Source organism: Halobaculum sp. XH14 (assembly GCF_032116555.1).
Lineage (GTDB): Archaea > Halobacteriota > Halobacteria > Halobacteriales > Haloferacaceae > Halorarum > Halorarum halobium.
The window spans coordinates 1,602,448-1,621,445 of the sequence record NZ_CP134949.1 but is presented as its reverse complement, the minus strand read 5'-3'; the positions used below and the strand labels follow the sequence as shown (position 1 = coordinate 1,621,445).

At 69.7% G+C, this 18,998-nt stretch carries 22 protein-coding genes and 1 other RNA gene; 11 read left to right on the top strand and 12 right to left on the bottom strand.

Annotation, left to right across the window (positions count from 1 at the left end; translation table 11 throughout):
• Positions 1-31: 31 nt before the first annotated feature.
• From RJT50_RS08285 to ffs, 3 genes are all read right to left on the bottom strand, one after another.
• Complete coding sequence (locus tag RJT50_RS08285) at positions 32-199, bottom strand: hypothetical protein (protein WP_313695819.1); 168 nt, start codon at positions 197-199, stop codon at positions 32-34.
• A gap of 122 nt (positions 200-321) precedes the next feature.
• A complete protein-coding gene (locus RJT50_RS08280; protein WP_313695818.1) occupies positions 322-591 on the bottom strand; it encodes a DUF7111 family protein in 270 nt (89 codons plus the stop codon).
• A gap of 85 nt (positions 592-676) precedes the next feature.
• An RNA gene (gene ffs / locus RJT50_RS08275) (signal recognition particle sRNA) lies at positions 677-990 on the bottom strand.
• A 136-nt stretch (positions 991-1,126) separates the two neighbouring features.
• Between ffs and RJT50_RS08270 the strand changes: the two genes are divergently transcribed.
• Positions 1,127-1,720 carry a hypothetical protein gene (locus RJT50_RS08270; RefSeq protein WP_313695816.1) on the top strand — a complete coding sequence of 198 codons (594 nt, stop codon included), beginning with the start codon at positions 1,127-1,129 and terminating at the stop codon, positions 1,718-1,720.
• Positions 1,721-1,792: 72 nt separating this feature from the next.
• Here RJT50_RS08270 and RJT50_RS08265 read toward each other — a convergent pair whose 3' ends face one another.
• Positions 1,793-2,209 carry a DUF7548 family protein gene (locus tag RJT50_RS08265; protein WP_313695814.1) on the bottom strand — a complete coding sequence of 139 codons (417 nt, stop codon included), beginning with the start codon at positions 2,207-2,209 and terminating at the stop codon, positions 1,793-1,795.
• Positions 2,210-2,313: 104 nt separating this feature from the next.
• Here RJT50_RS08265 and RJT50_RS08260 point away from each other — a divergent pair, with 104 nt between their 5' ends.
• Positions 2,314-3,468, top strand: coding sequence for a thiolase family protein (locus tag RJT50_RS08260; protein ID WP_313695812.1), 1,155 nt, complete (start codon positions 2,314-2,316; stop codon positions 3,466-3,468).
• The gene (locus RJT50_RS08255) at positions 3,465-3,878 is read left to right on the top strand and encodes an OB-fold domain-containing protein (protein ID WP_313695811.1); all 414 of its coding nucleotides are present in this window, start codon (positions 3,465-3,467) and stop codon (positions 3,876-3,878) included. Before RJT50_RS08260 ends, RJT50_RS08255 begins: the two co-directional genes overlap by 4 nt.
• 28 nt (positions 3,879-3,906) lie before the next feature.
• Here the strand turns inward: RJT50_RS08255 and RJT50_RS08250 are convergent, their stop codons facing one another.
• Positions 3,907-4,782 carry a DUF7547 family protein gene (locus RJT50_RS08250; RefSeq protein WP_313695810.1) on the bottom strand — a complete coding sequence of 292 codons (876 nt, stop codon included), beginning with the start codon at positions 4,780-4,782 and terminating at the stop codon, positions 3,907-3,909.
• Positions 4,783-4,889: 107 nt separating this feature from the next.
• Positions 4,890-5,996: an NADH:flavin oxidoreductase/NADH oxidase gene (locus tag RJT50_RS08245; RefSeq protein WP_313695808.1), complete on the bottom strand. Its 1,107-nt coding sequence runs from the start codon at positions 5,994-5,996 to the stop codon at positions 4,890-4,892.
• A 267-nt stretch (positions 5,997-6,263) separates the two neighbouring features.
• Between RJT50_RS08245 and RJT50_RS08240 the strand changes: the two genes are divergently transcribed.
• Positions 6,264-6,419 (top strand): hypothetical protein, encoded by a 156-nt coding sequence (locus RJT50_RS08240; RefSeq protein ID WP_313695806.1) that lies wholly within the window; start codon positions 6,264-6,266, stop codon positions 6,417-6,419.
• A 129-nt stretch (positions 6,420-6,548) separates the two neighbouring features.
• Here the strand turns inward: RJT50_RS08240 and dpsA are convergent, their stop codons facing one another.
• Positions 6,549-7,097 carry a DNA starvation/stationary phase protection protein DpsA gene (dpsA, locus tag RJT50_RS08235; RefSeq protein WP_313695804.1) on the bottom strand — a complete coding sequence of 183 codons (549 nt, stop codon included), beginning with the start codon at positions 7,095-7,097 and terminating at the stop codon, positions 6,549-6,551.
• Between the two features lie 322 nt (positions 7,098-7,419).
• On the opposite strand from dpsA, the gene RJT50_RS08230 reads away from it, so the two are divergent.
• Positions 7,420-8,727 carry a HEAT repeat domain-containing protein gene (locus RJT50_RS08230; protein ID WP_313695803.1) on the top strand — a complete coding sequence of 436 codons (1,308 nt, stop codon included), beginning with the start codon at positions 7,420-7,422 and terminating at the stop codon, positions 8,725-8,727.
• Positions 8,728-8,785: 58 nt separating this feature from the next.
• Here RJT50_RS08230 and RJT50_RS08225 read toward each other — a convergent pair whose 3' ends face one another.
• Positions 8,786-9,025: a hypothetical protein gene (locus RJT50_RS08225; protein WP_313695802.1), complete on the bottom strand. Its 240-nt coding sequence runs from the start codon at positions 9,023-9,025 to the stop codon at positions 8,786-8,788.
• Positions 9,026-9,095: 70 nt separating this feature from the next.
• Here RJT50_RS08225 and RJT50_RS08220 point away from each other — a divergent pair, with 70 nt between their 5' ends.
• Positions 9,096-10,733 (top strand): phospholipase D-like domain-containing protein, encoded by a 1,638-nt coding sequence (locus tag RJT50_RS08220; RefSeq protein ID WP_313695800.1) that lies wholly within the window; start codon positions 9,096-9,098, stop codon positions 10,731-10,733.
• Between the two features lie 2 nt (positions 10,734-10,735).
• Here RJT50_RS08220 and han read toward each other — a convergent pair whose 3' ends face one another.
• On the bottom strand, positions 10,736-12,643 hold the full coding sequence (gene han / locus RJT50_RS08215) for a Hef-associated nuclease (RefSeq protein WP_313695798.1): 1,908 nt from the start codon (positions 12,641-12,643) through the stop codon (positions 10,736-10,738).
• 237 nt (positions 12,644-12,880) lie between these two features.
• On the opposite strand from han, the gene RJT50_RS08210 reads away from it, so the two are divergent.
• From RJT50_RS08210 to RJT50_RS08195, 4 genes are all read left to right on the top strand, one after another.
• Positions 12,881-13,372 (top strand): cation:proton antiporter regulatory subunit, encoded by a 492-nt coding sequence (locus RJT50_RS08210; RefSeq protein WP_313695797.1) that lies wholly within the window; start codon positions 12,881-12,883, stop codon positions 13,370-13,372.
• 6 nt (positions 13,373-13,378) lie between these two features.
• Positions 13,379-14,578: a cation:proton antiporter gene (locus tag RJT50_RS08205; protein WP_313695795.1), complete on the top strand. Its 1,200-nt coding sequence runs from the start codon at positions 13,379-13,381 to the stop codon at positions 14,576-14,578.
• 99 nt (positions 14,579-14,677) lie between these two features.
• Positions 14,678-15,163 (top strand): Mov34/MPN/PAD-1 family protein, encoded by a 486-nt coding sequence (locus RJT50_RS08200; protein ID WP_313695794.1) that lies wholly within the window; start codon positions 14,678-14,680, stop codon positions 15,161-15,163.
• Positions 15,160-15,600 (top strand): FAD synthase family protein, encoded by a 441-nt coding sequence (locus tag RJT50_RS08195; protein ID WP_313695793.1) that lies wholly within the window; start codon positions 15,160-15,162, stop codon positions 15,598-15,600. Before RJT50_RS08200 ends, RJT50_RS08195 begins: the two co-directional genes overlap by 4 nt.
• A 36-nt stretch (positions 15,601-15,636) precedes the next feature.
• On the opposite strand, the gene RJT50_RS08190 is transcribed toward RJT50_RS08195, so the two are convergent.
• Both RJT50_RS08190 and RJT50_RS08185 read right to left on the bottom strand, forming a co-directional pair.
• Positions 15,637-16,551, bottom strand: coding sequence for a DUF1028 domain-containing protein (locus RJT50_RS08190; protein ID WP_313695792.1), 915 nt, complete (start codon positions 16,549-16,551; stop codon positions 15,637-15,639).
• Positions 16,552-16,663: 112 nt separating this feature from the next.
• A complete protein-coding gene (locus RJT50_RS08185) occupies positions 16,664-17,131 on the bottom strand; it encodes a DUF7528 family protein (protein WP_313695952.1) in 468 nt (155 codons plus the stop codon).
• A 235-nt stretch (positions 17,132-17,366) separates the two neighbouring features.
• Here RJT50_RS08185 and RJT50_RS08180 point away from each other — a divergent pair, with 235 nt between their 5' ends.
• The gene (locus RJT50_RS08180) at positions 17,367-18,074 is read left to right on the top strand and encodes a DUF7117 family protein (RefSeq protein ID WP_313695791.1); all 708 of its coding nucleotides are present in this window, start codon (positions 17,367-17,369) and stop codon (positions 18,072-18,074) included.
• Between the two features lie 28 nt (positions 18,075-18,102).
• Here RJT50_RS08180 and RJT50_RS08175 read toward each other — a convergent pair whose 3' ends face one another.
• Positions 18,103-18,990, bottom strand: coding sequence for a tetrahydrofolate dehydrogenase/cyclohydrolase catalytic domain-containing protein (locus tag RJT50_RS08175; RefSeq protein WP_313695789.1), 888 nt, complete (start codon positions 18,988-18,990; stop codon positions 18,103-18,105).
• Between the last annotated feature and the right edge of the window lie 8 nt (positions 18,991-18,998).

The following is an 18,998-nucleotide window of genomic DNA, read 5'->3' as shown; positions in this document are numbered from 1 at the left end:
AACGACTCGAACCTCGATCACCGACCGCCGATCAGTTCCGGAGACAGGCACTGATCTCGGAGAGCGATTCCGTCTCCAGGACGTTGTACGCCGCGCCCGCCTCGGAGACGACCGCCTCGAACCCTGGCAGCGGTTCGTGATCGCCGGCCGTCCCGTCGCGGTCGTGTTCCCCGTGGTCCGGTGGATCGCTCGCGGCCACGCTCGGAGGTCGCCGTTGATGATCTCCGAGACGCGCTGGCGGTCGAACAGCACGGTGTCCAGTCCGGATCTGGCGGTCGTGAGCACGGTTGCGGAGCCGACGGGCCCGCCAACCGACCAGTGCTACATTCCCATGTCGGCGGCGTCCTCCGGAACGGGGAGCGAACCGACCGGGACGCCGAGCAGTTCCGCAGCGTGGTCCAGGGCCATGTCGAACCCGTAGTATCGCTCCAGTTCGTCGCTCGCGACGCCGGTTCGGACCTTCAACATCGCGTACCCCTCGACGTTCTGTGCGACGACGGCCGTCCGGCCGTCGCGCTCGAACGCCAGCACGCGCTCGGCGTCCGTCTCCTCGTACGTCGCCGTGACGCCGTTCGCGTCGGCTTCGCTCATACGTTGTGACTGGAGCGACGGGTACTCGAAACTTCGGAAGCGTCCCGCGGACCACCCGCTGGTCGGGACGGGACTCCGGTATGAATGGTGGACGACCGGCATTGCCCGGGGATTCCGCCACGGGGAATCCCGGGTGCCTCCTCGACCCCGCGACCCGACGAGCGACGGGCGTTCGGCGGTGGGCTGCTCGCTTCCGCGCCTGACCCGGTGCCGCCGACGAACCGCGGGCGCGCACCCCTGCGGGTGCGGCCCGGCGGACCGCTGTCCCCGGCGGACGAGGCTTCGACGTCGGCTTCCGGGGCCCGCGACGGGCACCCCGGACGCCGCCGGCGTTCGGTCCCCGCTGAAGACTCTCTCACGGGTGACGAGCAGGGCCTAACTGCCCGACCTAGTCCACCTCGGGATAGTTCGGACCCACTTATGGGCCTTGCGGTCCCGGCCCGCTCCCGCCGGCCGGTTTCACCAGACGCCTCGGCGTCCCCCCTCGGGGAACCGCGAAGGCTTTGGGCGTCGACGGCGTTCCATCGGTCGATCGATGCGGGAGGACACGCTGGCGACCCGGGTGGTCGAACACTTCCGGGCGGCGTTCGAGGACGCGACGATCCGGCTGGAGGAGCCGTACGACCACTACGGCAACCGGGGCTCGGTCGACGTGTACGTCCGCGTCCGAACACCCGATCCCGTCGAGTACCTCATCGAACTCAAGGGCGACGCCGCGCTGGGACACGTGACCGGCGCGAACGAAGTCCTCCGCCAGTACCGTCGGATGGAGCGCTACTTCTACAAGGACGACGAGCACGAACTCCGGCGATCCGTGCGGCGCACCGGGCCGGGCGTCCGCGTTCTGCTGCTGTTCGCGCCCACCCCGCGATGTGTCGAACACGTCCACGAGTTCCGCAGGCTGTACGGCTCGGTCGAGGAGTCGGGGACGGTCGCGGCGATTCCCGCGGACAGGAAGGTCGCGTTCCTGACGAACCTGGACGACGCAGCGAACGGCGGGCTCGGGTTCGTCACCGTCAACGGGGACGTCGACGTCCGAACCGACGGCTTCGCCGAACTGGTCCCGGTCGGCTCACGGCTGGCGTCGGCGCTCGACTCGGCCGCGCTCCGGGAACCGACCGTGGACTGACGCTCGCGTTCCATCCGGAGCGATGGCCGGAACGCGTTGGCCGGCACACGATGACCGATTGACGGCGCGAACTCAGCGCAGCACGGCCCACACGTACGCCGCGCCGGCAACGGGGACGAGCGCGCTACAGGCGAGCAGTATCCACCGGTGGCCGGTCATCCACCGTGCGCTCGCCGGGAACGAGAGGACGTTCGTGGGGTCGACCGAGAGCGCCCAGAGGAGCGTCAACACGAACAGCCCGAACGACGCGACGACCGCGATGCCGGCGACCGTGTCCGGGGCCGTCCGTCCCTGTTTGCCCGAGAGGAACACGACGACCAGCAGCGCCGCGAGGAACCCGATCCCGGCCGCCCCCAGCGGGCCGCTCGCGTAGTACACCGTGAGACCGGTCCCGGGCTCGCTGATCAGCACGTACGGGGCGGCGAGCGCGAGCAGCGTGGCGAGACAGCCGCCGATGCCGGCGACGGGCGCGGCGTCCTGCATGTCCATACGGGCCGTCCGGAGGGCGGGCACTTAACGGATGTCCGTTCGGTCTCAGGCGGGCGAGCGGGCGGGAGGGAAACGGCGAAGTGGCCCCGGGCCGCTCGCCCTGCATGGACCGAGTCGCAGTCGTCGGCGCGTCGATGACCCAGTTCGGGCAGCGCGACGCGTGGATCCGTGAACTGCTGGCCGAAGCCGGGCAGGCGTGTCTCGCGGACGCGGGCGTGCCGCCGGACGCCGTCGACCACCTCTACGTCTCGAACATGGCGAGCGGCGAGTTCGAGGGCCAGACCGGCGTGCCGAACGCGCTGGCACACGACCTCGCGGCGATGCCCGCCTACACCGCTCGAATCGACCAGACCTCCTCCTCCGGTGGAGCCGGCACGTACGCCGCCTGGCAGTCGGTCGCCTCCGGCGCGTCGGAGATGACGCTGCTCGTCGGCGGCGAGAAGATGACCCACCGGTCGACCGCCGAATCGACCGACGTCATCGCCTCGCTCACGCACCCGGTGGAGTACAAACACGGCGTGACGCTCCCGTCGTTCGCCGGGCTGACGGCGCGCCTCTATCTGGAGAGCTACGACGCCCCGCGCGAGAGCCTCGGGAAGGTCGCGGTGAAGAACCACCGGAACGGCGTCGACAACCCGCACGCACAGTTCAGGAAGGAGGTGGACCTGGACACCGTGCTCGACTCGCCAGTCGTGGCCGACCCGCTTCGCCTCTACGACTTCTGTCCCATCACGGACGGCTCGGCGGCGCTGCTGTTCTGCCCGGAGTCGGTCGCCCGCGAGTACGCCGACGAGTACGCGGTCGTCTCGGGCGTCGCGGGCGCGACTGACACCCACGTCGTCCACGAGCGCGCCGACCCGACGACGATGCGCGGGGTGGTCGAATCGAGCGAGCAGGCCTACGGGATGGCGGACCTCGAACCGGACGACGTCGACGTCGCGGAGCTCCACGACATGTTCACCATCCTCGAGTTCCTGCAGTTCGAAGATCTCGGGTTCGCGCCGAAGGGCGAGGGCTGGAAGGCGGTCGAGGACGGGAGCACTGCGCGAGACGGCGAGATTCCGGTCAACACCTCGGGCGGGCTGAAGTCGAAGGGCCACCCGCTCGGCGCGTCGGGCGTCGCGCAGGTGTACGAGATCTACCGGCAGGTGATGGGCGACGCCGGAGCCCGTCAGGTCGACGCGGACGTCGGACTGGCGTGCAACGTCGGCGGGTTCGGGAACTGCGTGACGACGACCATTCTGGAGGCCGGAGCATGACCGGAGCCGACGAGTCCCCGGAACCCGCCCCCCAGGGCGCCGACCGGCCGGCGTTCGAGGCCGCACGCTACCCCGACGGGAGCATCACCTACCCGTCACATCCGGTCGGCCCGGGCGGCGACGCCCCGGTCGGGACCGTCGACCTCGCCGAGTACGACGCCGAGGTGGTGACCTGGACGACCTCGACCGCGACCCCGCCGGGCGTCCGCGAGCCGAACCACCTGGCGATCGTCGAGTTCGACGTGGACGGCGAGCCGGTGCGGGCAATCGGCCAGGTTGCCGACGACGACGTGGAGATCGGCGACACGGTCGAACCGACGTACTGCGAGGAGCTCCGGGACCCCGACGCGGGGATCCGCGAGGCCGAGAGCCAGTCGTGGGACGGCTACCGGTTCCGTCCGGTCGAGTAGGTCCGAACGATCCGAACACCGCCGGCGGTCACTCGGTCGGCGAGTCGTCCGGGTCGGTCGTCGCGTCGGCGTCGGCGTCGGCCCCGTTCTCGTCGTCAGTGTCCCCCTCGTCCCCGTCGTCGGCCGCGCCGGCCGCGTCGTTCCCCTCGTCAGCGGCCGGGTCCTCGTCCGCACTCGACTCCCCTTTCCCCATCCGTCGTTTGATGGACCGCAGTTCGGATTCGACGTCGACCTGCGGGGGGTCGTCCTCGGGTTCGCCCGCGTCGGCGTCCGCTCCGTCCGCGTCGCCGGTTCTGTCATCGCCGTCCGTCACGTCGATGACGACCGCGCCGTCACCGTCAGCGTTCTCCGCACGCTCGCGGTCGCGTTCCCGCGAAACCGTCTCGCGCGAGTCCGCGATTCGCTCCTCGATCCGCGCCGAGAGGTCGCGCGCGTCCTCGATGACGTCCCGCGAGGTCTCGTCCTCGGGCAGATCCGCCTCCGCCAGCGTCGTCCGGAGCCGCGAGAGGGCGTCGGTGACGTCCGAGGCGGCGCGGTCGCCCGCCCCCGAGAGCGCCGGCCGAAGTATCGAGCGGTCGTCGTCGCCCACCCTGCCCCGGTCCCTGTCGGTGCCGACGCCGAGTTCGAGGAACCGGCGAAACAGTTCGAGCGCCTCGATCGTCGCCTGGAGGGTGGCGATGACGGTCGGGATGGTGTAGTCGTTCGTGAACCGGAGCAGTTCGCCGACGCTGGGCGGGCGCGGCAGTTCCCGCCGGCCGGACGCACGGCGGTCGGACCGACGTCGGCCGCGTCCGCGACCGTCGGGCCGGTCGTCGAGTTCCGAGCGCAGGTCCCTGAGGGTCGACTCGAGTTCCGAGAGGAGCGCCTCGAGCTCGTCGTCGTCGCGGGGGGAGCGGTCGCTCATGTGCTGACGTTACGCCGCACGCGCGAAAAACCTACCCACGAACCGTTTCGGAGCCGGACCGTCCGTGGGAACGTCGGGTCCGTCCCCCGAAACGGGGTCCGATCGTGTCACTCCGATACCGCCCGGCGGTACTGGACGGGCCAGTCGACGGCGTCGTCCTCGCCGAGTTCGGGGGCCGCGTGGAGCGGCCAGTACGGCGAGCGGAGGAACTCGCGGGCCATCAGCACGGCGTCGGCCCGGTCGTTGCGGACGATCTCCTGTGCCTGCTCCGGCGACGTGATTCCGCCGACCGTGGCGACGGCGACGTCGGCCGACTCCTCACGGACGTGTTCCCTGATCACCTCGGCGTAGGGGAGCTGATACCCCGGTCCGGCGTGGGGAACGTCCTGGGCCGGCGAGATGCCGCCCGAACTCACGTCGACGAGGTCGGCACCCGCCTCCGCGAGCAGCGGTGCGAGCCGCGCGGACTGCTCGACGTCCCACGAGGGCTCCCCGTCGATCCAGTCGGTCGCCGAGATCCGGACGAACACGGGTTTCTCGTCGGGCCACACCGACCGGACGGCGCTCGTCACTTCCCGGAGGAGTCGCGTCCGGTTCCGGAAGGAACCGCCGTACTCGTCGGTCCGCGCGTTGGCGACCGGCGAGAGGAACTCGTGGAGGAGGTAGCCGTGTGCGGCGTGGATCTCCGCGACCTCGAACCCGGCGTCGAGCGCTCGCTCCGCCGCGTCGGCAAAGTCCGCGACGAGGTCCTCGAGGTCCCCCCGATCCAGTTTGCGGGTCGGCTGCTCGTCGCCGTCCCGCGGGTAGGGCGTCTCGCTCGGCGCGACCGTCTCCCAGCCGCCCTCGTCCAGTGGCACCGGCCCGCCGCCCTCCCACGGACGGCGGGTCGACGCCTTCCGGCCGGCGTGTGCCAGCTGGATCGCGGGCACCGAGCCCTGCGAGCGAACGAACTCCGCGACGGGGGCGAGCGCGTCGGCGTGCTCGTCCGACCAGATGCCCAGGTCCTGCGGCGAGATGCGCCCCGCGGGCGTCACGGCCGTCGCCTCGGTCATCACGAGCCCTGCCCCGCCGACCGCGCGCGATCCGAGGTGGACGAGGTGCCAGTCCGTCGCCAGCCCCTCGGGCGAGGAGTACTGGCACATCGGCGACACCATCACGCGGTTCGGAATCTCCGTCCCCCCGAGCGTGAGTGGAGAGAACAGCGTCTCGACCATGGGCGGCGTACGCGCAGGGGCCCTAAATGGCCGTTGTCGGGCGACGGGATTGCCTCCATCGCCGACGCCGGCCGTCGGACGTCGGCCGGTGCCGCAGTGACTGTCGGCCCCGATGTGGTTCGCCGGTCCCGATGTGGTCGCCCGTCCCGAGGAATCCACCGGGGAAAACTGGGTGGAGGCACCTCCGAAAGGGCATCGTGCTGGCTCGCTGCGATATCTTTCGGCGTACCAAAACCTATATACGATTAGGCCGACCTAACTCGCGTAATGGCAGTTCCAGACCGCGAGGCGGTCACCGGCGCGGACGACGCTTCGGAGCACGTGTCGGCCCACCGGACGTCGCCCGACCGGACAGTGTTCACCGAGGACGGCAACGCTGACGCGTGGATCTCGACCGACGTCACGGTCTCGGTGACCGAGTAGCGGTCGAGCGCAGACAGAGGGGGCGAATCGGGGTCGACGGGTTCCGCGAAGCAGTTCGAAGCGAGACGCTGTTCTCCCGCAGTGAGCGGCCGAAAAACGATAGTTTCGGGACGAGTTCGACCCGGAATCTCAGTCCATCGCCTCGGGGAAGACCAGCGTGTCGTCCTCGAGGTAGTGTTCGAAGTGGTGGGCGTCCTCCTCGACCTGAACGAGGTTCTGTCGGAGGAGTTCCGCCGTCGCCGGGTCGCCGAGGTTGTCCGCGAGTTCGACGTGCTCGCGGAGCGTCTCGATGATGTCGCCGTACATCTCCATGTCGTTCCGCAGCGACGTCCGGATGTCGTAGACGTCCTCGTCCTCCGCCTCGACGGGAGCGTTCTCGGCCAGCGTCCGCATGTTCGCGTGCGGGACGCCGCCGATGGCCTGGGCGCGCTCGGCCAGCGCGTCCGCGAACAGTTCGGCGTGCTCGGCCGCCTCGTCGAGGAACAGGTGGAGGTCGCGGAACTCCGCGCCCTCGACGTTCCAGTGGTGCTTCTTCAGCTGATGGTAGAGGACGTACGTCGCCGCGAGGTCGGTGTTGAGTGCGTCGACGATCTGTTCGGCCTTGTCGGCGTCCATGCGGAGCGCCTCGCTGCCTTCGACTTCGCCCGGGCTCTGTCGCACCTGCTTTTGTGTGCTCATGTACCTCTCGTTTGGGATGGAAGGCACTTAACTCTGTGCTTCTCGAGAATATCTCTTTAGGTATTCCAAAATATTGTTGTCGGAGTGGGATCCTCGTGGTAGGTGATCAACCAGTTCTTCCTGCCCAGCCGACGCGGAACGGGTCAGGCGGTGCAGGTGGATGATGGTCCGTGGAAACGAATCCGAGCGGACAGGTCCGTGGGAACCGCATCCGGGCAAAGACGGAGGCGAGTAGTGCGCAGTCTTCCGACCCGCGCTCGTTCGTCGTGCGCTCCGGACGAGAAGGGAAACGCCCTTGTAGACGACACGCGGAGTCTGACACATGAGTGACGAGGAACCCGCCGAGGACGCGAGCGACGAGGCGGGCGAGAGCGAACCGGCACCCGACGTCTCCGCCGAGGACCTCGACGCGCGTCTCGACGAAACCGCGGAGGCGCTCGAATCCGCCGAGACCGAATCCGACCTCGACGACGTGGAGGCCGACCTCGACGGGATCGAGAGTGACCTCGAGGCCGCCAGCCTTCCGGAACCGGACGAGGACGACGATGACGCGGAGGACCCCCGCGAGGAACTCGAGTCCCGTCTCTCGGACCAGCGCGACGAACTCGCCGAGCAGCGCGGCCCGTACGCCGAGGACGTCGTCGCCGACGTGGAGGACGCCCGGGCGACGCTCCGGGACACGCGGTGGACCGAGGACGGAGCGGCCAGCCTTCCCGGCGTCGTCGACTCCTTCCTCGCGGACGTGAACGAGGTGTTGGACGCCGACCTCTCGCGGGACGGCGAGACCGCCGACGAACTCGCGGAGGACCTCGACGCGGCCGTCGAGGCCGTCGAAGCCGAGGATTTCGACGCGGACGAGGACGCGGCGGCGATCGCCGCGCTCCTCGAGGCGACCGACTCGCTGACGAGCGACCTCGAGGACGCCGAGGAGTGGGACGACCTGGAGACGCACGAACAGCTGCAGGCGCAGGGCTACTACGACGCGCTCGGCCACTACAAGGACTTCCCGCCCGAGTGGGCCGCCCTGAAGGAGTGGGAGAAGCGCGGCAACGTCGAGATGGTGCTGCTCGCGCTCGACTCGTTCCAGTCGGACTTCATGGAGCGGCACGCGCTGGAGGCGATCACGCGGATGAACGACGAGGGCGCGTTCGAGGCGATGCACCAGCGCGCCGGGAAGCGGGACAAGCCCGCCGTCCGCGCGCTCGGCAAGATGGCCGCCGCCGACGCGGTCGAGACGCTCGTCGAGTACGTCGACGCCGACTCCGACCCGGCGCTCCAGAAGGTGACGTTCAGGGCGCTCGGCGAGATCGGTCACGAGGACGCCGTCCAGCCGCTCGCCGACAAACTCGTCATGGAGAACGACGAGGTGCGCCCGCTTGCGGCCCGAGCGCTCGGCATGATCGGCGACGCTCGCGCGGTCGACCCGCTGGCGGACACCGCGGCCGACGACGACAGCGACTCCGTGCGTGCGGCGGCGCTGTGGGCGCTCAGACAGATCGGAACCGCGGACGCGCTCGAGGCCGCGGCCGAACACGCGGACGACCGTTCGTTCATCGTCCAGGCCGAGGCGGAGAAGGCGGGCGACGCGCTCGAGGAGGACGGGAGCGAGACGGAGACGGCGGCGGCCTAGAACTGACGCGGGTTCGATCTTCGGGGTCCGGGCGGGAACGGCTCGTCGTGTTTCGTAACTACAGCAGTTCGCCGAGGAACAGCAACGCGAACCCGCTGCCGACGAGCAGTCCGCCGACGCGGCCCATCCAGGTGTGTTCCCGGAGCTCCTGCGGTGCGATGTTGAGGTCGTAGCTGTCGACGTCCGCGCGGTACTCGACGTACGAGGGTAACTGCATGAACTCGATGAACACGAGCATGCCCCCGATCGCGCCGAGCGCGGCCCCGGCGAGTCGCACTCCCGTTGCGAGCGTGACCATACCCGGCCCCCGACGTGAGGGGGCAAAAGCGCACCGAAGCTTCTTGTACTGAAACGGGACCAGCACTCCCGTGCCGGCTGCCGTCTCGCGGGCGATCGTGGTGGTAGCGCTGCTCTGTGCAGCGGCCGCACCGGTCGCTGCAGTGCCACAGGAACAATCCTCGGATCGGCCAACCGACGGCTCACATCGCTCGGCCGACCCCGAGAACGCGACGAGCGTCGACCCCCGAATCGTCGAACTCTACCCCAACCCGCCGACCGAGAACGACCGCGGCGAGTACGTCCGCCTCTCGCTCCCGGACGGCAACTGGACGATCAGCGACGGCGAATCGACCGTCACCGTCCGCGGCCGGCCGGGACAGGTCGTCCTCACGGACGCACCCGACGCACTCCCGAACGGGACCGTGGGACACGTCCTCCCCGCGTCCCTCTCGCTCGCGAACTCGGGCGAACGGCTGTCGCTTCACCCCGGAACCGCACCGAATCGAACCGTCGACTCCGCGGAGTACGGGACGGCACCGGAGGGGGAACGGTGGCTCCGCGGTGCCGATCCGGTCTGGCGACCGCTCGGCTACGATCCTCGATCCGCGACGCCGGTCGGAAGCGCGACCGCGACCGCGTTCGTCCTTCCGGACGCGCCGGAAGTGCCCGCGGAGACGATTCGCCGCGCCGAGCACCGGATCCTGCTAGCCGGCTACACGTTCGGCTCAGAACGCGTGGCCGATGCGCTCGTTGCCGCCGCCCAGCGTGGCGTCCGAGTTCGCGTCCTCGTCGACGACGCGCCGGTCGGCGGGATCAGCGTGCGACAGGCGACCCTCCTCGACCGCCTCGTCGCCGCCGACGTCGACGTGCAGGTTCTGGGCGGGCCGGCGGCGAGGTTCCGTTACCACCACCCGAAGTACGCGGTCGTCGACGACGGCGCGCTCGTCATGACCGAGAACTGGAAACCCTCCGGCACCGGAGGGGCCGACAGCCGCGGCTGGGGCGTCCGCATCGACTCGTCGGCCGCGGCCGACGAACTCGCATCGGTGTTTCGCAACGACGCCGGATGGCGGGACGCCCGATCGTGGTCCGAGTACCGGCGGGGACGGAAGTTCACCGACGCCGAGTCGGAGCCGAACAGCTACCCGGAACGGTTCGCGCCGGGAACCGTCGAAGTCCGGAACGTTACCGTCCTGACGGCCCCGGGCAACGCCGAATCCGGCGTCGTTCGGGTCATCGACCGGGCGACAGACCGGGTCGACGTCATCCAGCCCACGGTCGAGGACGGACCGATGCTGGCCGCGACGCGCAGGGCTGCCGGACGGGGCGTCGAGGTTCGGCTGCTGCTGTCGAACGCGTGGTACGTCCAGGAGGAGAACGCGGCCCTCGCCAGCAATCTCAACGACTGGGCCGAGCGAACGGGCGTCCCGTTCGAGGCGCGGCTGGCCGAGCCTGCGGGCCGGTACGGGAAGATTCACGCGAAGGGCGTGGTCGCCGACGACGTGGCGGTCGTGGGTTCGCTGAACTGGAACCCGACGAGCACCCGTGAGAACAGGGAGGTCGCAGTCGCGTTACGGGGAGACACCGTCGCCGAGTACTACCGGCGCGTGTTCGCCGCCGACTGGCGGGCCGGCAGCGGGACGGTCCCGCGGTCGTTCCTCCTGGCGGCGGTCGGTATCGTCGCCGGGGCGATCCTGTACGCCCATCGGAAACTCGAGTTCGCGTGAGGCTACTCGCCGATGGAGACCGTCGTCGAGAGCTCCTCGTCGATGTCCGCCTCGCCCATCTTCTCGACCAGCGCGTCGATGACGTCCTCGCGACGGCCCTTCACGAACTTGATGGATCCGACGACGAGGTGGCCGCCGCCGGAGACGCCCCCGCCGACGACTTCCTCGTTCAGTTCGGTGACCATCTGCGGGATGTCGAGCCGAACGCCGTCCGACCGGAGGACGGCGAAGTCGGGGCCGTAGCCGATCGTGATGACGGGTTCGCCGTGTTCGTGGACCTTCCGGTCGTGGAGTTCGCCGGTCGTCTTGCCCGGCGCGGGGTAGGTGAACCGGTGGGCGAACCGCTCGAGATCGACGCTGTAGAGATGTGCGTCGGACTCGAGCGTCTCGTGTTCGACGTGGGGTTCGACCGCGTCGAGCTGCTCGTTCACGTCCCGTTCGGCGCGCTCCGCGAGGAAGTCGACGAGCTCCTCGTGGCGCGTTTCGTCCTCGCTGCCGACGTTCAACACGTCGTTCACGAGCGTCTTGCCCTCGCTGTAGCGGAGCCAGTGGGCCGCGTAATCGAGAGCTTCGCCGACGTCCTCGAGCTGCTCGCGGTCGTAGCCGGCCGTGCCTGCCAGCTCGACGAAGTCGGCCATGACCTCCGCCTTCGAGCGGTCCGAGAGCCCGGCCACGGCCGGGACGTGCTGGAGGTCGTCGGTCACGTCCGGGTCGATCATCCGCGCGAGTTCGACACACATCATCCCCGTCGTGATGCGGTAGTCCTCGTCGTGGAGGTACGGGTTGACGTGGGCGTCGAGCAGGTCCTCGACGGCGTCGGGGTCCGGGTGGTGGTGGTCGACGACCGCGATCGGCATGTCGTAGTGGGCGAGGTTCTTGTACGCGGGCACGTCCTCCTCGGTCGACCCGTTGTCGAGCATCAGGAGGAACGGGAGCTTCTGCCCGTGTCGCGCGCGGCCCTCCAGCGCGAAGTTCAGGTCGCGCGTCACGTCCTCCATCTCGTAGAACGGGGCCTTGCTGGGCAGCCGTTTCAGGTGGTGGAGCGCCGCCTCGGAGTCCGCGTGGACCGACCGGATGAAGTTCTCCAGCGCGAGCTGGACGGGGATCGCGGCGCACATCCCGTCGCCGTCGGCGTGGTGGCGGATGCGGATCGGCCGCCCCTCGAGGACGGTCCGGCGGAGGAGTCGGGCCACGTCTTCGAGGCCCGGGCGGAGCTTCTCGAAGGCCTCCCACTCGACGAGCGGCTCGACCGACTCCGGTTCGGCGCGGTCCACGAGCGTCTCGTCGAGTCGGCCCCGGGTCTCGCTGGCCGCTTCCCCCTCGAGCCGGGTCACGTCGTCGGCTTCGAGCTGGAGCGCCCCGTCGTGCTGCTCGGCGGACCCGGAGATTCGGACGAGCTCGCCGACCTCGATCTCGGGGTAGGCGCGGACGCCCGCCTCCTCGAACGCGGCAGCGGCGACGATGCCGGTCTCGTCGCCGACGTGGAAGATCGTCGGGCCGCCGGTCTGTTTGATCTGCACGACCTCACCCTCGACGGTCACCTCGCGGCCGATCTGGAGACGGGAGACGGTCGTGATGTCGGGTTCGTGCTCGACGGGGACGGTCTCGTAGTCGTCAGACGGGGCGAGCCCGAACGAGACGTCGCCGTTCTCCTTGACTTCCTCGAGGACGACGACGAGGTCGTCGCCGACCGAGAAGGACTCGCCGTTCAGGTTGGACTCGTGGACGAGCCCGGAGACGTTCGCCGAGACGTCGACGAAGACGCCGTACTCGACGACGCCGTTGACGGTCGCGTGATATCGGTTGCCGACCTCGACGTCCGAGAGCGTACACTCGGACGCGAGCTCGTGGACGACGGGACTCGAATCGTCCCGGTGGTCGCCGGAACCCCCGGCGGAAGCATCGGTCATGGAACCGAGTACGGCGAGGCCGTGTATAAGGCTTGTAATCTGCCCCCGACCGCTCGACGGGTCCGATCGCCCGATGAATCCGGTCTCCCGATCGCGAGGCTGTCCGGTTGATCCGGCTTTTCGATCGTTAGACTGTCCGACCGATCCGATCTCCCGATCGCTCCGGTCACCTGAGGGGGCCGACGGTCGATCGGGGGCCGTGCTAGTTTTTCATCCGTCGCACACGATGCCAGTCACATGACGGTGTACGAGACGGAGGTCCCCGGCGTCGGCCACAAGTTCGAACTCGAACTGGAGAAGGAGGAACGGCTCATCGTCCTCATCCACCACGACGGGAACCGCGAGGTGTACCTCCGTCCCAGCGAGGACGCGGACAGCCGGAAGCTGTTCAGCCTCTCGGGCAAGCGCGCCCGCCAGCTCGGCTCGATCCTGGAGGGTGCCTACTTCCAGCCGGTCGAGATGGACGACATCCAGGTCCCGCTCGGGGAGTCGATCATCGAGTGGGTCGAGATCGACGAGTCCTCGCCGCTCGTCGGGCGGTCGCTCCACGACGCGAACGTCCGGGAACGGACCGGCGTGTCGGTCATCGCGGTCCAGCGCGGCGGCGAGACGATCGCGAACCCGAAACCGGAGTTCTCCATCGCGTCGGGCGACATCCTGGTGACGCTCGGCGACAGGGAACAGCAGACGGCGTTCGCGGGACTGGCGAAAGCGGACGGGGAAACGTAGGGCCGGATGGCGACCCCCATCCTCGTCGAGATCGGCATCGCGCTGACGGCCATCGCCGTCGCCGGCGGCCTCGCCCACAGGGTGGGCCTCTCGGTCATTCCCGCCTACATCCTCGTCGGGATCCTCATCGGGCCGAACCCGCCCTCGTCGCTCGCCGGGGTCCCGTTGACGCTCGTCGAGCACGGCGAGTTCATCGACGTCGTGGCCGAACTCGGCATCGTCTTCCTCCTCTTCTTCCTCGGGCTGGAGTTCAGCATCGGCCAGCTACTCCACGACAGTCGACGCGTTGGGACCATCGGCGCCGTCGACCTGCTCGTGAACTTCGGCATCGGCGCGGCGCTCGGCCTCGCGTTCGGGTTCGGCGTCGTCGAGACGCTGTTCGTGGCCGGCATCGTCTACATCTCCTCCAGTGCCGTCATCACCAAGTCGCTCATCGACAACGGCTGGGTCGCCAACCCCGAGGCCGGACCGATCTTGGGAACGCTGGTGTTCGAGGACCTCCTGATCGCCGTCTACCTCGCCGTCCTCTCGGTCGTCGCGTTCGGGGAGGGTTCGATCGCGGAGGCCGCGGTCGCGGTCGGGACCGCGTTCGCGTTCCTCGGCGCGCTCGGACTCGTCGCCTGGTACGGAGGGGCCCACGTCGAGCGGTTGTTCGCCACCCGATCGGACGAACTGTTCCTGCTGCGGATCCTCGGCGTGACGACGCTGATCGCCGGCGCGGCGCTGACGTTCGGACTGAGCGAGGCCGTCGCCGCGTTCTTCGTCGGCACCGCGTTCGGCGAGACGACCCACACCGAACGCATCGAGCACGTCGTCGCGCCGGCGCGGGACTTCTTCGCCGCCGTGTTCTTCTTCGCCATCGGGCTGACCACCGACGTGACGCTGCTCGCGGGCGTCGCCGGCCTGCTCGCGGCCGCACTCGTGCTGACGACCGCCGGGAAGCTCGCGAGCGGCGTCATCGCCGGGTACGTCTACGGGCTGGACTCGACGCGGTCGGTCCGCGTCGGTCTCGGCCTCGTCCCGCGGGGGGAGTTCTCGCTCGTCATCGCGGCGCTGGCCGCGGGGGGCGGCGACGGTGCGCTCGGGACCGTGATACCGGCGTTCGCGGTCGGCTACGTGCTCGCGATGAGCATCGTCGGGACGGTGCTCATCCAGCGGGCGGACGGAATCACGGCGACCGTCGAGCGGGCGATCCAGTGGGACTGAGGTCGCAGTCGCGTATCACCACCCGCCGGGTCCCGGCTATCGACCGGCGGGATGGCGGCCATCGACACCCTTAGAAGGCGACCGAACCGACGAGTGAGTATGCGACTGTTCCGGTCGGGGGAGGTGCTCGGCATCGCGGCCGAGACCCTCGAGTTCGCGCTGGAGGCGGCCAGCGAAACCCACCCGAACGAGTACATGGGCTTTCTCCGTGGAACCGACGCCTCGACGTTGAACCTCGCTCGGGACGGGACCGTCATCACCGACGTGCTCGTCATTCCCGGCACGACCTCCTCGCCGGAAAGCGCGACCGTCCGCGAGAACCTCGTGCCGAACGGAGCGAAGGCGGTCGGTTCGATCCACTCGCACCCGAACGGCGTCCTCCGGCCGTCGAACCAGGATCTCTCGACGTTCCACGCCGGCGACGTGCACGTCATCATGGGCGCGCCGTACGAGCGCGATTGCTGGAAGGCGTTCGACTCCAAGGGGGAGCCGCGCGACCTCGACGTGCTCAACGTCGCGATCCCCGACGACAGCGAGTTCTTCGACTTCGATCAGTCCGACATCGACGCGGAGCTGTACGAATGAGCGAGGAACCGCGACGCGTGCTGGCCCAGGGGACGTTCGACCTCCTCCATCCCGGCCACCTCCACTACCTCTCTGAGGCCGCGGAACACGGCGACGAGCTCCACGTAATCGTCTCGCGGGGCGGGAACGTCACGCACAAGCCGTCGCCGACCTGTCCGGACCGACAGCGGCGGGACGTGGTCGCCGCGCTCTCTGTCGTCGACGAGGCCCACCTCGGCCACACGGAGGACTACTTCGTCCCGGTCGCCGAGATCGACCCGGACGTGATCGTGCTCGGGTTCGACCAGCACCACGACGAGGAAGCGATCCGCGACACCCTTCACGAGCGCGGCCTCGACGCCGAAGTCGTCCGCGCCACCGGCCGTGACCCGCAGTACGAGGAGGAGATGCTCTCGACGAACGAGATGATCCGGAAGCTGCTGGAAGAGCGCGGCTGAACCGGCGTCGAACCGTCGACCACCGAGCCGCCGCCCTCACTTCCTGTCGTAGTTCGACAGCCCGTGCCAGATGGCGTCGAACAGCCGCGCCTCCCCCTCGCCGTCCGCATCGGACCAGCCGCGGGCGAGCGCGTCCTCGATCACGGCGAGCGAGTGGTTCTCGAAGTTGTTCAGCCCGCGGAACTCCTCAAGGGCCGCCCGCTCCGCGTCGCCGAACGTTTCGGAGGGCGACCCGTCGTGGAACCCGAGGTCGGCGAGCGCCGACGCGACGCCGAGCGCGTCCTCGCCGGCGAGTTCGCGCGGCTCGGCGGGCGACTCCCGTTCGAGCAGCGTCACGTCGTAGATTCTGAACACCCGTTCGAGTTCGTCGATGGGCGACCCGTGGTCGTCGACCCGCACGTCGACCCAGCGGTCGTTCCGGCCGTCGTACCCCCCGTCGGGCTTGGCGACGTACAGCGCGGCCGACTGCTCGCCCCGCGAGTCGCCGCCGGCCTCGTCGGCCGCGTGCAGCGCCGCGATGAGCCGTTCCGGGAGACCGTCCTCCCCTCGCTCCTCGAACGTCTCGGCCATCGCGGTCACCGTCGCCTCGTTCTCGAGGATGTTCCCCTGGACCGTGTACGTCTCACCCTGCCGGCTCCCGGCGTACTCGAAACACTCCTCGCCGGTGTAGGCCGCGACCGAGCCGTCCTGGCCGACGACGCCGACCTGTCTCGATTCCGCCTCCGCGTCGCCCTCGATCAGCCGGTCGAGCACCTCCCCGGCCGAGCGGCCCTCGCGGATGAGCGATAGCCCGTCGGGACCGTACGCGACGTTGGCGAAACTCTGTGTCGCGATGGCCCCGGCGTCTGCGCTCACGAACGGGACGACCGAGCCGACCGCGATGAACTTCGACTGGACGGCGACGCCGACGGCGTCGGTCTCGGGGTCCCGCGCCGCGATGGAGAACGTCATGGGCGAGGATGTTCCGGTTCCGACAAAGCGTTGTCGCCGCGCCGACCGTCCCGTGCCACGTCGACCGGCACGGGACCGTGCCGACCGCCCGCACCCGTCGACCTCCCGGCGCTCAGTCGCCGGCGACGTCCACCTCCTCCGTGCCGGGCTCCGTCGCCGGTTCGGATCCTTCGGGCTGCTGGTCGGCCTTCCTGACGGTCAGGGGCTGTCGGGAAACGAGTTCACAGTCGAACGCGGGGTGCTCGACGAAGTGGCGCACGAGCATGTGTCGCCGACCGCCGGTCAGACCGCTCCGGCCGACGGTCTCGGCCGTGAACTCCTCCGGGAGCCGGCCGTACAGTCGTTCCAGCGCCTCGAACCGTTCGAACACCTTGCTGTGTCCCGCCGAGTCCGCGGCGCGACGTTCGACCACGTAGCTGCCGTCCTCGCGGTGTTCGCCGGCGGTGTGGAGGAACTCGCGTCGCCTCGTCAGCGCGTCGGCGAGTCCGTCCCGGAGCGCTCGCGCGGCCTCGCGCGAGAGCCGTCGCTCGGTGCCGTCGAGTTCGAGAAGAACGGTGCCGTCGGTCGCCGTCGCCGCCAGGCCGTCCCCGAGTTCAGTCGTTTCGTCGGCCGATTTCTCGACCAGTCGCTCGGGAGCGACTTCCTCTATCCTCCGCCGACGGGGTGGAATCCGTCTGCATGGTACCAGAGGAGGGACGCCCCGTGGGCATAAAACGACCGGTCGCACGGGGTATCTGCCGGTCCTCGCCCGGCGAGCCAGATCCGTCCCGTCCGGTGACGGGTGGTTTTTGGGGCCGGGTCGGCTACGCAGTCACATGGAGGTCCGCGGCGAGCGCGAGTGCACGGAGTGCGGGACGCGGTGGTCCTACTTCGAGACGGGCAGCGTCGAGTGTCCCGCGTGCGGGAGCATGCGCAGCGTCGGGACCGGCGAACGGAAGCGGCACACGGACGCACCCGCGGAACTCGAACTCGACCCGATCCTCGCACGGCTGGACGAGGAGGCGCTGGGCGAGTTGACCGACGACGTGAAACGGGCCTGTCGCGCCTATCTGCGAAAGCGCGGGTTCATCCGCGGCGGCGAGCTCAAGCCGCTCGACGACGCCTACCTCGCGGCCGAGGAACTGGTACAGGCAGCCGACCTCTACGGTCGCCTCAGGGACCCGACCGACGACGACGAGTGGTACGTGACGGCGCTGCTCCGCGCGGCCGACACCGGCGAGCGACCGGCCGCCGCGGACGTGCCGGACCGACTGCGGGAGGCTCGCGGGCTCGCCGCCGCGTCCGCCGTTCTGGAGTACCGAACGGACGTTTCGACGTTCCTGGACGGCGACCAGGATCCGGCTGTCAGGAGCACGCTCGGGTCGCTCCGGGAACGAGCCAAGCGGATCGACGCCCTCGGCGGCGACGTCGACCCGGCGGAGGCTGACGCGCTCGTGACGGCCGCGCGCGAACTCGGCCGGCATCTCATCACGGACGACCCGGACGCGCTCGAGCGGGCCCGCGACGGTCTGGAAGACGACTGATCGGGAGGACGACGGCTCCGGAACGGCGTCAGGGCAGCGGGACGTCCACGCCGGCCTCCAGCCCCGCGGCCTTCACGGTGTTGTACAGCAACATCGCGCGGGTCATCGGGCCGACGCCGCCCGGGACCGGGGTGATGGCGCTCGCCTTCTCGGCGGCCGAGTCGTACTCGACGTCGCCGACGAGCGTCGACTCGCCGTCGCGTTCGACCCGATTGATCCCCACGTCGACGACCACCGTCCCCGCCGTGAGCATGTCCCCGGTGATGAACTCAGGGACGCCCGCGGCGGCGACGACGACGTCCGCGCGCCGGGTGTGTTCCGCGAGGTCGGCGGTCCGGGAGTGACAGACGGTCGTGGTCGCGTTGCCGCCCTCCCCGCGGCCGAACAACAGGTTGGCGATCGGTTTGCCGACGATGTCCGACCGACCCACCACGACCGCCTCCTTGCCCTCGGGGTCGACGGCCGCCGCGGCGAGCAGACGCTGGATGCCGTGGGGGGTGCAGGGCTTGAAGCGCGAGTCGCCCGCGACGAGCCGCCCGACGTTCTCGGGGTGGAAGGCGTCCACGTCCTTCGCGGGGTCGATGCGGCGGACGACCTCCCGCTCGTCGACGTGGTCCGGGAGGGGTAACTGGACGAGGACGCCGCTGACGGCGTCGTCGTCGTTCAGGCCGTCGATGGTCCCGTACAGCTCCGAGGCCGGTGCGTCGGAGTCGACCTCGACGTGGATCCCGTCGATGCCGACCTCCTCGCAGTCGCGCTGCTTCATGGAGACGTACGTCTCGCTCGCCGGGTCGTCGCTCATCAGCACCGTGGCGAGGCCGGGGTAAACCCCCTCGCCCGCGAGCACGTCGACGCAGCCGGCAACGCCCTCGCGGATCTCGGCGGCGACGGCGTTGCCGTCGATGACGTCGGTCATGTGTAGAC

Coding starts and splice junctions, on each gene's coding strand:
- RJT50_RS08180 (WP_313695791.1), top strand. CDS start 17,367: ATGGAGGTCCGCGGCGAGCGCGAGTGCACGGAGTGCGGGACGCGGTGG.
- dpsA (WP_313695804.1), bottom strand. CDS start 7,097: ATGAGCACACAAAAGCAGGTGCGACAGAGCCCGGGCGAAGTCGAAGGC.
- RJT50_RS08225 (WP_313695802.1), bottom strand. CDS start 9,025: ATGGTCACGCTCGCAACGGGAGTGCGACTCGCCGGGGCCGCGCTCGGC.
- RJT50_RS08250 (WP_313695810.1), bottom strand. CDS start 4,782: ATGAGCGACCGCTCCCCCCGCGACGACGACGAGCTCGAGGCGCTCCTC.
- RJT50_RS08200 (WP_313695794.1), top strand. CDS start 14,678: ATGCGACTGTTCCGGTCGGGGGAGGTGCTCGGCATCGCGGCCGAGACC.
- RJT50_RS08190 (WP_313695792.1), bottom strand. CDS start 16,551: ATGACGTTCTCCATCGCGGCGCGGGACCCCGAGACCGACGCCGTCGGC.
- RJT50_RS08270 (WP_313695816.1), top strand. CDS start 1,127: ATGCGGGAGGACACGCTGGCGACCCGGGTGGTCGAACACTTCCGGGCG.
- RJT50_RS08205 (WP_313695795.1), top strand. CDS start 13,379: ATGGCGACCCCCATCCTCGTCGAGATCGGCATCGCGCTGACGGCCATC.
- RJT50_RS08265 (WP_313695814.1), bottom strand. CDS start 2,209: ATGGACATGCAGGACGCCGCGCCCGTCGCCGGCATCGGCGGCTGTCTC.
- RJT50_RS08240 (WP_313695806.1), top strand. CDS start 6,264: ATGGCAGTTCCAGACCGCGAGGCGGTCACCGGCGCGGACGACGCTTCG.
- RJT50_RS08175 (WP_313695789.1), bottom strand. CDS start 18,990: ATGACCGACGTCATCGACGGCAACGCCGTCGCCGCCGAGATCCGCGAG.
- han (WP_313695798.1), bottom strand. CDS start 12,643: ATGACCGATGCTTCCGCCGGGGGTTCCGGCGACCACCGGGACGATTCG.
- RJT50_RS08260 (WP_313695812.1), top strand. CDS start 2,314: ATGGACCGAGTCGCAGTCGTCGGCGCGTCGATGACCCAGTTCGGGCAG.
- RJT50_RS08255 (WP_313695811.1), top strand. CDS start 3,465: ATGACCGGAGCCGACGAGTCCCCGGAACCCGCCCCCCAGGGCGCCGAC.
- RJT50_RS08280 (WP_313695818.1), bottom strand. CDS start 591: ATGAGCGAAGCCGACGCGAACGGCGTCACGGCGACGTACGAGGAGACG.
- RJT50_RS08230 (WP_313695803.1), top strand. CDS start 7,420: ATGAGTGACGAGGAACCCGCCGAGGACGCGAGCGACGAGGCGGGCGAG.
- RJT50_RS08195 (WP_313695793.1), top strand. CDS start 15,160: ATGAGCGAGGAACCGCGACGCGTGCTGGCCCAGGGGACGTTCGACCTC.
- RJT50_RS08210 (WP_313695797.1), top strand. CDS start 12,881: ATGACGGTGTACGAGACGGAGGTCCCCGGCGTCGGCCACAAGTTCGAA.
- RJT50_RS08245 (WP_313695808.1), bottom strand. CDS start 5,996: ATGGTCGAGACGCTGTTCTCTCCACTCACGCTCGGGGGGACGGAGATT.